At 48.3% G+C, this 13,154-nt stretch carries 7 protein-coding genes; 1 reads left to right on the top strand and 6 read right to left on the bottom strand.

The genetic code is table 11. The annotated features are described in order from the left end of the window. Window positions 1–16: 16 nt before the first annotated feature. A complete protein-coding gene (gltB, locus tag QMA39_RS11475) occupies window positions 17–4,597 on the bottom strand; it encodes a glutamate synthase large subunit (protein WP_281658812.1) in 4,581 nt (1,526 codons plus the stop codon). Window positions 4,598–4,970: 373 nt separating this feature from the next. On the opposite strand from gltB, the gene QMA39_RS11470 reads away from it, so the two are divergent. Continuing rightward, window positions 4,971–6,023, top strand: coding sequence for a P1 family peptidase (locus QMA39_RS11470; RefSeq protein WP_281658811.1), 1,053 nt, complete (start codon window positions 4,971–4,973; stop codon window positions 6,021–6,023). A 41-nt stretch (window positions 6,024–6,064) separates the two neighbouring features. Here the strand turns inward: QMA39_RS11470 and QMA39_RS11465 are convergent, their stop codons facing one another. The 5 genes from QMA39_RS11465 to QMA39_RS11445 all read right to left on the bottom strand — a co-directional run bounded on the left by QMA39_RS11465 (window position 6,065) and on the right by QMA39_RS11445 (window position 13,131). Further along, window positions 6,065–6,889: a YihY/virulence factor BrkB family protein gene (locus tag QMA39_RS11465; protein ID WP_027956764.1), complete on the bottom strand. Its 825-nt coding sequence runs from the start codon at window positions 6,887–6,889 to the stop codon at window positions 6,065–6,067. 60 nt (window positions 6,890–6,949) lie between these two features. Then, on the bottom strand, window positions 6,950–8,251 hold the full coding sequence (gene rpoN / locus QMA39_RS11460; protein WP_027956765.1) for an RNA polymerase factor sigma-54: 1,302 nt from the start codon (window positions 8,249–8,251) through the stop codon (window positions 6,950–6,952). A 114-nt stretch (window positions 8,252–8,365) separates the two neighbouring features. Beyond that, on the bottom strand, window positions 8,366–8,740 hold the full coding sequence (locus QMA39_RS11455) for a PH domain-containing protein (RefSeq protein ID WP_027956766.1): 375 nt from the start codon (window positions 8,738–8,740) through the stop codon (window positions 8,366–8,368). 12 nt (window positions 8,741–8,752) lie between these two features. Beyond that, window positions 8,753–10,672, bottom strand: coding sequence for a glycoside hydrolase family 13 protein (locus QMA39_RS11450; RefSeq protein WP_027956767.1), 1,920 nt, complete (start codon window positions 10,670–10,672; stop codon window positions 8,753–8,755). A 20-nt stretch (window positions 10,673–10,692) separates the two neighbouring features. Continuing rightward, window positions 10,693–13,131 carry a glycogen/starch/alpha-glucan phosphorylase gene (locus QMA39_RS11445; protein ID WP_027956768.1) on the bottom strand — a complete coding sequence of 813 codons (2,439 nt, stop codon included), beginning with the start codon at window positions 13,129–13,131 and terminating at the stop codon, window positions 10,693–10,695. Window positions 13,132–13,154: the final 23 nt, after the last annotated feature.

Below are 13,154 nucleotides of genomic sequence, written 5' to 3'. Positions count from 1 at the left end.
GTCTCCCCCTCCGCTGTTATTTGACGGTTTCTACCGGTTTGTTTCTCTCTTCAAAAGCTGTCATTTCTGCGTCAAATTTGTCCAGTCCGCTCTCTTTCAGGCGCTGGATGCGATCCTGCATGTGCAGGTAATCTCTTGGAATCACTTTGACAAATCTGCTCACGTACTGCGGCCACTCTGCAAGGATCTTCTGACCCAGCGGGCTGTTTGTATACGATACATGACGGTCGATCATGTCATAAAGCTCCTGGATTTCCTGTGAATCCTGCAATTGCTGCAGGAGCACAAGCTCCTTGTTGCACTTCGTTTCAAAACGGTGGGCTGTTTCATCAAGAACGTAGGCGACGCCTCCTGACATACCGGCAGCAAAGTTTCGGCCGGTACCACCAAGGACGACGACCCTTCCACCCGTCATATATTCACAGGCGTGGTCCCCGACACCTTCGACGACGACATCCGCCCCGCTGTTCCGCACACAGAAGCGTTCCCCGGCAAGACCGTTGATATAAGCTTCTCCGGCAGACGCTCCATAGAAGGACACGTTTCCAATAATCGTGTTTTCTTCTGGTCGGAACGAAGACTTGGATGAAGGGTGGACGATGATCTTCCCTCCGGACAGTCCTTTACCGACATAGTCATTGGAATCTCCGATCAGGCGCAGTGTCATCCCTTTAGGAATGAAAGCTCCGAAACTCTGACCTGCTGAACCTTTGAATGTCAGGTTGATCGTATCTTCAGGCAGACCTTCTGCGCCGTAACGGCGGGTGATCTCACTGCCTAAAATCGTCCCTGTCACCCGGTGGATGTTCCGGATCGACCCGGTATATTTCATCGGTTTACCCGTTTCAATTGCGTCTTTACATAATGGAAGCAGTTCTTCCATATCGAGGGTTTTATCCAAACCATGATCCTGCTTACGCACAGCAAATAAACCATAGTTGTCCGGTACATCCGGCTGGTAAAGAAGCGCAGACAAGTCCACACCCTTCGCTTTCCAATGATCAATTGCTTCATTTGTTTCAAGCACATCCGTACGTCCGATCATTTCGTTGATCGTACGGAAACCGAGTTCTGCCATGATCTCCCTCGCTTCCTGTGCAATGAAGCGCATAAAGTTTTCAAGGTGATCGGCTTCGCCGGTGAATTTCTTCCGAAGTTCAGGATCCTGGGTGGCGACACCAACAGGACATGTGTTCAAATGGCAGACACGCATCATGACACAGCCAAGGACAACAAGAGGGGCTGTGGAAAATCCATACTCCTCCGCTCCAAGGAGAGAAGCGACAACGACATCACGGCCGGTCATCATCTTACCGTCTGTTTCAACGACAATGCGGTCACGAAGCCGGTCGAGCACAAGCGTCTGGTGGGTTTCAGCCAGACCGATTTCCCACGGAAGACCGGTATGCTTAATGCTTGTACGCGGCGCAGCCCCAGTACCACCGTCATACCCACTGATCAGAACGAGATCGGCACGGCCTTTTGCTACACCGGCAGCAATGGTTCCGACACCGACAGCCGATACAAGCTTCACGCTGACACGAGCCTTTGGATTGGCATTTTTCAAGTTGTAGATCAGCTCAGCCAGATCCTCGATGGAATAAATATCATGGTGCGGAGGCGGTGAAATCAATTCAACGCCTGGGGTGGAGCCGCGGACTTCGGCTACCCACGGGTACACTTTCTTACCAGGCAGGTGTCCGCCTTCCCCGGGCTTCGCCCCCTGCGCGACCTTGATCTGGATTTCATCGGCATTCACTAAATAGTGACTGTTTACGCCGAAACGGCCGGAAGCTACCTGTTTAATAGCGCTTCGCTTCAGATCACCATTTTCATCCGGCTCAAAACGGGACGGGTCTTCTCCACCCTCTCCGGAGTTGCTCCGGCCGCCAATCCGGTTCATCGCCACAGCGAGAGCCTCGTGGGCTTCTTTACTGATGGACCCGAAGGACATGGCTCCTGTTTTGAATCGTCGGGTAATGTCCTCCACGGACTCCACTTCATCCAATGGAATGGACGGACGCTGTTTAAAGGATAAAAGTCCACGAAGAGACTGCAGGTTATGCTTTTCATCCGTCAGCATCTTCGAGTACTGCTTGAACAAATCATAATCATTGGCACGGCAGGCGTGCTGCAGTGTCGCGATCGTCTGCGGATTGTACTGATGATCCTCACCATTTCTGCGGTATTGATAATCATCACCCGCATCAAGCGTACGGTTTCCGCCACGGCCTTCACTGAAGGCTGTTTCATGACGCATCAATACTTCTTTTTCAATGATGTCCAGACCGATTCCGCCGAGACGGGAAGCCGTCCGGGTAAAGTATTGATCGATCACATCCATATGAATACCGACCGCTTCAAAAATCTGAGCCCCCCGGTAACTTTGGATAGTCGAAATCCCCATTTTGGAGAGGACTTTAATAATGCCGTCTGTCGCCGCTTTAATGTACGTCTGTACAGCTTCGTTATGGGATACGTCTTCAATCTGACCATTTTCAAGAAGGTCATGCAGAGATTCATAGGCAAGGTAAGGGTTGATCCCTTCTGCCCCGTAGCCTAGAAGTGTTGCAAAATGATGAACTTCACGCGCTTCCCCTGATTCCACAAGCAGACTGACTTTTGTTCTCGTCCCTTCGCGGATCAGATGGTGGTGGAGACCTGAAACAGCAAGCAGCGTCGGTATCGCAGCGTACTCATCATTCACACCGCGGTCAGAAAGGATGATCAGTGTCGCTCCGTTTTCCACCGCTTGATCGGCTTCTTCAAATAAACGGTCGAGCGAAGTTTTCATTTCATTTTCTTCCGCTTTAAATAACATCGACAGTGTAACCGGTTTGAATCCTTCCACCGTCTGCTGGCGAAGCTGTTCAAGTTCTGTATTCGTCAGAATCGGTGTTTTCAGACGGATCTGACGGCAGCTGTCCGGTTTTGGATCCACCAGGTTCCCCTCAGCACCAATGGTCGTTTCCACCATCGTAATCAGCTTTTCACGAATCGCATCGATCGGCGGGTTGGTCACCTGGGCAAACAGCTGTTTGAAATAGCTGTAAAGCAGCTGAGGTTTCTTGGAAAGGACAGCCAGCGGGGAATCATATCCCATCGAACCGACTGGATCTTTTTTATCTGTCACCATCGGCATGAGAATCTTATTCAATTCCTCAGTCGTGTATCCGAAAGCGAGCTGCTGATCGATCAAACTGCCGATCGGGCGGTGTTCTGTGGCTGGCTCAGGCAGGTCTTCCAAATCGAATTTATGATCATCAATCCATTCCTGGTACGGATGCTCACGGGCAATCTGAAGCTTGATCTCTTCATCCGGGATGATTTTTCCTTCTTCGAGATCGACAAGCAGCATTTTGCCAGGGTGCAGACGATCTTTGTACAAAATATCATCAGCGAAAATATCAAGAGCACCAACTTCAGACCCAAGCACGATCATACCGTCCTTCGTTACATAGTAACGGGCAGGGCGCAGACCATTACGGTCCAGACAGGCACCAATTTGCTTCCCGTTCGTATAAGCAAGGGCTGCCGGACCGTCCCATGGCTCCATCAGCGTGCTGTGATATTCATAAAAACTCTTCTTATCTTCCTGAATCGTCTCATCATTGGACCACGGCTCAGGGACCATCATCATAGCGGTGTGCGCCAGAGAACGACCGGATAAGTAAAGGAACTCAAACGCATTATCAAACATGGATGAATCACTTCCGTTGGCATCAATGACCGGCAGAAGCTTATCCAGATCTTCTTTGCTGAAGTATTCAGACTCGCAAAGCTCCTGCCTCGCTCTCATCCAGTTCACATTTCCGCGGAGGGTATTAAACTCTCCGTTATGGATGGTATAGCGGTTTGGATGTGATCGTTTCCAACTCGGGAAGGTGTTCGTACTGAATCGAGAGTGCACTAAAGCGAGGGCGGTCTTAAAGTCAGGGTGGTTCAAATCAATATAGAAGGAGTCCAGCTGTTCCGGAATCAGCATACCTTTATAGACAATCGTATTGGAAGACAGGCTGCTGATATAAAAGTCATCATACTGGTCCATGGAAGCAATTTCGCTTTCCGCACGTTTGCGGATAATGTATAAACGACGTTCCAGATCCATCTGTGTCTGGATATTATCAGAAGGAGCTACAAAAGCCTGACGAATGAATGGTTTTGTCTTTTTCGCATCTTTCCCTACGAAGGAGTCGTTGACGGGTACAGTACGCCAGCCAAGGAACTGCTGTCCCTCTTCCTCAACGATACGCTGAAAACGCTGCATGCAGTCGACTCTTAACGCATGGTCTTCCGGGAAGAACACCATACCGATCCCGTATTTCCCAGCCTCCGGAAGGTATATATCTTCTTTCTCACATTGTTTTTCAAAGAATTTATGAGGAATCTGGGTTAAAATACCGGCACCATCCCCTGTACTGACATCCGCGGACTGACCGCCCCGGTGCTCCAGATTACATAAGATCGTGATGGCATTTTCTACAATACTATGACTCTTTGTCCCATCGATGTTGGCAATAACTCCGATACCACAAGCTTCATGCTCATTTTCCGGATGATACAGCCCCTGCGGAACAGGATATCCGTGTTTTTGCATTATCTTTCCCCCTAGCGGACTTATTCTTGAAAGTTGCAGGCAATAATAGAAAAATTCTGTCTTTTCAGTTTCTTACTAGTATAGCATGAACATATGGAAGAATCACGCCTTCATCAGGCATGACAGCTGAATTTTCATGCAAATACGACAATGACAATCCTTTACAAATCCACTTATAAAAACGATGTAAGCGCAACCAAATATTTTTTGAGATTTTTCAAAAGAAAATTTATTTTATTCACTTTTCCATACAAAAATCCTTTATTCACGAGCGTTTGAACGTATATTAAAACCGATGGATGTATTTTCATACATAAAAAGGAATTCCAGCCCTGCATTTAGAAAGTATTGGGAAGACAGGGAGGGACTATGGATGGGAACAAAAACAAGAACATACGGAATTACAATTGGAGAAATGGAGACGGGGAGACGAAATCAAATCACCGATGTACCCGGTGTCAAAGTCGGTCATCAAACACTGACAGACGGAGACACACACACAGGGGTAACGGTCATCCTTCCGCATGAGGGGAACCTTTTCAAACAAAAGCTGCTGGCCGCCTCGCATGTCATCAATGGCTTCGGGAAAACCACCGGATTAATCCAGGTCGAGGAAATGGGGACGTTGGAAACCCCTGTCGCCTTAACCAATACGTTTGCAGTCGGCCGTGTTTACGATGCCCTCGTTGATTACAGCTTGGAGCGGAACCCCGAAATCGGACGGACGACAGGGACGGTCAACCCCGTCGTCGGCGAGTGCAATGATATGCATTTGAATGATATCCGAAACCGCAGCGTAGCGAAGGAGGATGTATGGCATGCGCTGCAAAGGGCGGAAAATGATTTTGAAGAAGGAAGTGTGGGAGCGGGGACAGGCATGGTATGTTACTCCATGAAAGGCGGCATCGGGTCAGCTTCGCGTAAAATTGACCTCGCCTACGGGTCGTATACCCTTGGTGTTCTGACATTGACCAACTTCGGGACGCTGAGTGACCTGCGGATCGATGGAAGATCGGTTGGGAAAGAGCTGAGTGAAGCACATCAAACACAGGAGAAGGACCGCGGTTCGGTGATGGTCATCTGCGCGACGGATCTCCCGGTCACAGAGCGGCAGTTGAAGCGGATACTCAAACGGACAGCAGCCGGATTGTCCAGGACCGGGTCTATTATCGGTAATGGCAGTGGTGAAGTTGTCATCGGTTTTACAACGGCTGGAACCATTCCGCATGACAAACCGGACCACCCCTTGTCTTTAGAAATGCTTCATGAAGAGGATATCGATGCGGCATTCCGAGCTGTACGCGAGTCCTGCGAAGAGGCTGTATTGGAATCACTGCTTCATGCAGAGCCTGGGAAAGGAAGGAACGGACATTACCGACCGACGCTGCCTGAACTTCTTGAGAAATTCAACTTCTCCCTCCAATAAAAAAGGAGGTCTCCTCATAGGACGGGAGACCTCCTTCACATTTACGCCGCTTTTGATTTTCTGCCTCCGTGGCGTCGGTGATAGACGACATTGATTTCCGCACCGACCATTAAGATGATACCGGTCAGGAAAAACCAAAGCATAAGGATGATGACACCACCGAGACTTCCATACGTCGCAGAATAGTTTCCAAAGTTCGTTACGTAAAACGAGAAAGCCAGGGAAATGACCTGCCAGAGAAGCGCAGTAATCACTGCCCCAGGAAGAATATGCTTGAATGGAATGTTCTTATTTGGTGCGAAATGATAAAGGGCCATCAATACGAGGCCGATGACAGATATACTGATCACCCAGCGCAGCACCTGCATAAGTATTTCCGTCTGAGCTGGAAGATTGATGAAGTCAATCAAGACCTGTCCGAACACCGGAAGCGCAAGAGCAACGACAATCGCTACAATCATGCCTGCCGTCAACGCGATCGCCAGCAGTCTCACTTTGATGAACGACCTCGTTTCTTCCACTTCATAAGCTTCATTAGCCGATTGTATGAATGCATTGATCCCACTGGAAGCGGACCAGAGCGTACCCAGAATACCAACTGTAAGGAGCCCCCCGTTCGGCTGTTCCACTACCGCAACGATATTTTCACGGAATACATCAACGGTGCCGCTCGGAAGAACGTTGCCCATGGCCTGGATTGCCGTCTCTGAATCAATATTCAAATAGGGGAGTATAGATAATAGCAGAATCAGCATCGGAACAATGGATAGTAAGTAATAATAAGCCTGGGCGGCCCCAAGCAGAGGGACATTATCTTTTTGGAATTCCTTGATGACCGCTTTCGTATAATCAATGATCTTCTTCAACGTTTCTCTCCTCCTTCACTCCACTTTAATAGTCTATCCCCCATTTAGGAGAATATTAACCTAGGAATGTAGGAGGTGAAGCTTTTTGGATGTGTCCTTCCTGCGTGAGGAGGATGCAATTTTCATAGTCTCCCTGTATTTGGCTACCGTTCTTCTCGATATGTGCAGACCTTCCTGTTGAAGCAGGAGGCGGCTGATGCTTTGGTCGGAGTATGGTTTCCTTTTATCTTCCCCCTCGATCATCCCGGCGATCCTTTCTTTCACATAACCCGATGAATATCCTCTTCCGTCCTCACTTTGATACCCTGTGACGAAAAAGCTCTTCAGGGAATACAGCCCTTTTGGTGTCTGCATGACTTTATTGGCAGCCGCACGACTGATGGTGGATTCATGCACACCGATCTGATCTGCCACGTTCTTAAGCGTCAGCGGCTGCAGTGAACGGCCTTTGAAAAACTCCCGCTGATGGCGGACGACGACTTCAGCCGTCTGCAGGAGGGTGTTCTTCCTGCTTTCCACGCTTTGGATCAGCCATCGTGCCCGTTTATAGTCTTCTTCAAAAAAACCGGCGGCCTCTGCATTCGTATCGTACAACTCAAGGAGTTCATGGTCCCACCCCAGGTATTTCGTCATGGAATAAGGATCGTGAAGCTGATACCCTTCTTCGGTTTCTTCCAATATTAAATCAGGGGGGAGAGATGGAATGGATGGAGATAAAGAAGCAGCCGGCGGTCTTGGATTCAACTGCTTTAACCGCAAAAGTGCTTCCTCTCCTTCCTCCCGCTGTATGCCTGTAGACTTTTCAATCTCCTCCCAGTTTCCAAGGGCCAGATCATCCAAGTGATGCCGGATGATCAGCGGCAGTTTTTCATCCTCAGGAAAGCGCCGGACGGCCTGAAACACCAAATACTCCCTTATGTTCCGGCAGCCTACACCTTCCGGATCCAGGTTAAACATAGACATGCGTACGTTCCTCGCTGATTCCAACGTCGTATGAAAGGTTTCTGCTGTCTCCTCGTCCGATGCTTCACAAAAACCGTCATCATCCAGATGCCCTGCAAGAAAAATCAGCATCTCTTTCGTCTCTTCAGACACCTGCAGCAGCCGGATCTGGTCCTCTATATTATCCCTCCATGATGCTTGATCAGGAGTCATTTCTTCCATGAAATTCATCGATGCACCTTTCTTGTAGAACATGGATGCAGCGTCGACAGAAAAATGAAGGAGCGGGTTTTCATCAACCTCCCGCTGCACATACTCCCATAACTCACCTGCTGAATATTGAAGCATTTGAACAGCCTGGCGCATTTCCGTTGTCATAAATAACCCTGTCGTTTGTTTCTGAACAAGCTCAAGCTTCATGAGAACACCTCTTTGGTAACGCTTTCATAATAGTGTACTTCCATGATGCTTGAAAGGCGGTCATTTTTCAATAGCAAAAGCCTTCTTCCTTTACACGGAAGAAGGCTGCAAAAGTCATAACACATGTTCAGCCAGTGTTTGTTGAACGGATTCAATCGGGCTGTCCTTCTTAAAAAGTTTTCCGATCGGCTCGGATGACCCTGAAATCCAGATCTTCAGCTCAGCATCCATATCGAAGCTTCCAGCTGTTTCTACGCTGAAATGGGTGATGCTTTTATACGGAATGGAGTGGTACTCCACTTTCTTCCCCGTCATGCCCTGCTTATCCACGAGAAGCAGACGTTTATTTGTAAAGATGAACGAGTCGCGGAGCACCTTATAACCGCTCTCTACCTGCTCTCCACCGGCAAGGATATCTTTTAAATCCTTTTCAAGCTTCGTTACGTCCACTTCGGACGCGTTTCCCATTAATCCATCTAAGAAACCCATTGGTTACGCCTCCTATTTCATTAACCGTAGAATCATATTCTCTGACGGATCCAGTTTGATCGTCAGCCAGTTGTTTTTTGAACTGAATATACTTTTCTTATTCTCCAGCTGCTGCCACTTTCCTTTTTGAATGGGAATATTAATTTCCCGCTTTTCCCGGAGGTTCCGGTTGAACAAAAAGAGAATCCGCTCGTCCGCCGCTTCATTTCCAAAATGGTCGACATTGTTTTCATTCCATCTCTCAAATCCGATAACATCGTCATCCAGTGCAAAGGACTTCCAATGCCCTGTACGGAGGACGTCATGCTCTTTCCGCCACTTCCCAATTTCGGTATACCAGTCAAGCAGTTCCTGGTTTTCTCTTCCCCAAGGATATGGTTTACGATTATCCGGATCCGCTCCCCCTGTCAGCCCGGCTTCATCGCCATAGTACAGGGAAGGTACACCTGGAAAAGCATAGATCCATAGACTGAGAGCCTTGATCTGCTTGAAGATGAGCTGCTCTTTCTGCTCATCTGAAAAATCATCAGGCAGAAAGTCTGCCAGCATCGTATAAATTCTTTCGACATCATGACTCGAGAGCATGTTCATCACGGCATAAAAGTATTCTTTCGGATAGTGCTCACATAAGGTCATCAAACGCCTGTGCACCGTGTAGGCATCCATGTCCCCTTTAATAAAGTCGAGCAGGATCCGCCGCATCGGGTAATTCATCACCGAATCCAGGACGCCCCCGAGAAAATAGTCGCGGCGTTTTCCATAGGCAGATTTGTTGGAGGCATCCTCCCACACTTCCCCCAGCAGCACACTGGATGAATCCTTCTTCTTCAGCTGGGTATAAATCTGCCGGATCAAGTCATCGGTCAACTCGTCCGCTACATCAAGACGCCAGTGCTTCATCCCTGACTTCTGCCACGTTTTAATGACACTGTCTTCATCATGAATCAGGAAATTCTGGTAATCTTCATTTTCCTTCCGGAGTGTTGGGAGAGTCCCTACTCCCCACCAGGCATCATATTCGTTGGGATAGTTGTGGAATGTATACCAGCTGAAATACGGGGAATTTTTGGATTGATAGGCACCAAGGGAGTCGTACTTCCCTTCCCGGTTGAAATAAATACTGTTGCTCCCCGTATGACTGAACACCCCGTCGAGCATAACTTCCATGCCTCTTTTTTCCGCTTCTTCAATCAACGCCTCAAAGTCTTCCTTTGTCCCCAGCAGTTTATCAATCTTATGATAATCCCCCGTATCATAACGGTGATTGCTTTCCGCTTCAAAAATTGGATTCAAGTAAAGAACGGTAATGCCCAGTGTCTCGAGGTAATCAAGTTTTTCCGTAATGCCTTTCAGATTGCCGCCGAAAAAGTCCCAGCGGATGACTTCTCCACGCTCATTGCGGATATAAACAGGATCATTCTCCCAATGGGCATGTACGAGGCTCGTTTCCGGTGCTTTTTTCATATCAATGTCGCCGGCAGCATAAAAACGGTCAGGAAATATTTGATACATCGTGGCATTCTTCCACCATTCCGGCGTTTCGTAAACAGGGTCATAAACGGTAATCTGCCAGGAGGGGGGAATATGATCATAAATTCTGCCTTCCCCGCTCTCATTACTCCGCTCCCGTCCGTAAAAAAGGGTGCGGTCTTCGGAGATGATCTCAAAGAAATACCAGATCAGCTGCGGACTTTCCGGCATTTTTATAGTCGTTTCATATGTCGTGCACTGGTGTTCCTCACTGCATACATCCATTTCCTTCGTCTTTTCATGATCCGTACGGTCAAGGATATAGTGAAGGATGACATGGGATACACGATGGCGATTGAGCACATCCAGTTTCAGTGTAACAGCAGAACCTTTCGGCGCAGCACCGAAAGGCTCTCTATAGGATTCCTCAAAGCTGTTATGATACATTTCCTTTTGTCTCACAAATCCGTCCCCCTATATAACTACTTCAGCGCCCCGACGCGATTGATTTTCCAAATCTCCTCTGCGTATTCCTGGATTGTGCGATCACTGGAAAACACACCGGACTGGGCGATGTTTACGAGACTCTTCAAGTTCCACTGACGCTTTCTCTGATAATCCTGACTGACTTTCTTCTGAGCCAGCAGATAATCCGGAAAATCTTTCAGTACAAAGTACTCGTCATTATAGGTGACCAAAGCATCGTAAATGGCCTGGAATTCCGTTTCGCCTTTAGAAAAAGGACTGTAGTGAATCAATTCATCGAGAATATGGCGGATCCGCTCGTCGTTGTGATAAATACTGCTGGAGGAATAGGATCCTTGATTGTAATATTCCCAGATTTCTTCAGAAGTGAGTCCGAAGATATAAATGTTATCATCCCCGACGTGGTCATGGATTTCGACGTTCGCCCCATCCATCGTCCCTACCGTCACCGCGCCGTTCATCATGAATTTCATATTCCCTGTACCCGAAGCTTCCTTCGTAGCCATGGATATCTGCTCACTGATATTGGTCGCCGGAATGATTTTCTCTGCCATGGACACGGAATAGTTCGGAAGGAACACCACTTTTATATAATCGTTTACAGCAGGATCATTATTGACCACTTCTGCAATACGGTTGATCAATTGGATGACCGTTTTTGCGAAATGATAACCCGGGGCGGCCTTGGCTCCGAAAAAGAAAGTCCTCGGTACCATTTCCATCGCAGGGTCTGCCTTCAATTCATTGTATAAATGCATAATATGAAGAGCATTAAGCAGTTGACGCTTATAACCGTGGAGCCGTTTAATCTGGACATCGAATATGGAGTGCGGATTGACGGTGATTCCCTGCGTCTGCTGCACCCACTCTGCAAATTCCACTTTATTCTGATGCTTAATATCGTGAAGCTGATCAAGAAAGCTTAAATCATCTTTCCGGCTCATCAGCCGGCTTAACTGCTGCGGCTCGTGGATCCAGGTGTCGCCGATCGTTTCCGTAATGAGTGATGCCAATTTACGGTTGCTGTGCATCAGCCACCTGCGGTGAGTAATTCCGTTGGTTTTATTGTTGAAGCGATCCGGGAAGGTATGGAAGAACCGTTTCATTTCCCGATGTTTTAAAATTTCTGTATGGAGTTTTGCCACACCATTAATGCTGTGACTTCCGACAATGGATAAATGGGCCATTTTCACCTGACCGTCCGCTACGATGGCAAGGTCGGCAATGCGGTCGAAATCTCCTGGGTAAGTGCTCCACAGCTCCTGGCAGAAACGCTCATTGATTTCATTGATGATCATGAAAATCCGCGGCAGCAGCGAGCGGACAAGACCTACAGGCCAGGACTCAAGCGCTTCACTAAGGGTTGTATGATTCGTATAGGAAACCGATGACCGGGTGATCTCCCATGCCTCCTCCCAGCCGATTCCTTTCTCATCCATAAGGATCCGCATCAGTTCAGGAATGACGAGGGCCGGATGGGTATCGTTGATATGGAGGGCTGCTTTTTCAGGGAAGGAGGACCATGGCACTCCGAGTTTTTCAAAATAGCGGACGACCGACTGGACACCGGCGGACACGAGGAAATATTCCTGCTTTAAACGGAGGCGTTTACCGTCTTCTGTAGAATCATCCGGATATAGAAAATCCGAAATAGATTCCAGCGAACGTTTATGGCCGAGAAAATGACCGAACTCCCCTTCTTTTTCAGCACGGGACATTGTGTCGCCGACAGATGGTTCCGCGGACCACAACCGGAGCGTATTCACGGTTTCGTTTTTGTATCCGACAATCGGGACATCGTAAGGCACCGCCTGGATCGGTTCATAGTGCTCATACTTAAAATGCAGCTTTCCTTCTTTGTCACGTGTGGAAGATACCTGTCCGCCAAAACGGACTTCGATCGCTTCATCCGGGCGTCTTACTTCCCAGACGAAGTCTTTGGAAAGCCAGTAATCAGGAAATTCCACTTGTTTCCCGTCGATGATATGCTGATCAAACATGCCGTACTTATAACGGAGACCATAGCCATGACCAGCCATCTCCAAAGAGGCCAGAGAATCCAGAAAACAAGCCGCCAAACGGCCGAGACCGCCGTTGCCGAGGCCTGCATCACTTTCCTTCTCTTCCAATCCGGACAGGGACAAACCAAGCTCATCCAGCCCTTCTTCTACAAGTGTCAGAACATCCATGTTTAATAGATTGTTCCCAAGCAGACGCCCCATAAGGAATTCCATCGAGAAATAAAACACCTGCTTCGTTTTGTTACGCTTGTAATGCTGCTGGGTGTGAAGCCATTTATTGTTGATTTTCTCCTGAATCAGCGTCCCTAACGCGCGGTACGTATCATACTCCGATGCTGTCTCCAGCGTCCGCCCATACCGGTCCTCCAACTGCTCCTTAAACGCGGCCTTGAATTCCTCTTTGCTACTGAACATCACCATAAAGGTTCCTCCTATCA

The sequence above is a fragment of the Halobacillus sp. Cin3 genome, from assembly GCF_947311855.1.
GTDB lineage: Bacteria > Bacillota > Bacilli > Bacillales > Halobacillaceae > Halobacillus > Halobacillus kuroshimensis.
Note: the sequence above shows the minus strand (reverse complement) of the source record. Positions and strands in the feature narration are given on the sequence as shown.

Coding starts and splice junctions, on each gene's coding strand:
- QMA39_RS11445 (WP_027956768.1), bottom strand. CDS start 13,131: ATGTTCAGTAGCAAAGAGGAATTCAAGGCCGCGTTTAAGGAGCAGTTG.
- QMA39_RS11455 (WP_027956766.1), bottom strand. CDS start 8,740: ATGGGTTTCTTAGATGGATTAATGGGAAACGCGTCCGAAGTGGACGTA.
- QMA39_RS11470 (WP_281658811.1), top strand. CDS start 4,971: ATGGGAACAAAAACAAGAACATACGGAATTACAATTGGAGAAATGGAG.
- rpoN (WP_027956765.1), bottom strand. CDS start 8,251: ATGAAGCTTGAGCTTGTTCAGAAACAAACGACAGGGTTATTTATGACA.
- gltB (WP_281658812.1), bottom strand. CDS start 4,597: ATGCAAAAACACGGATATCCTGTTCCGCAGGGGCTGTATCATCCGGAA.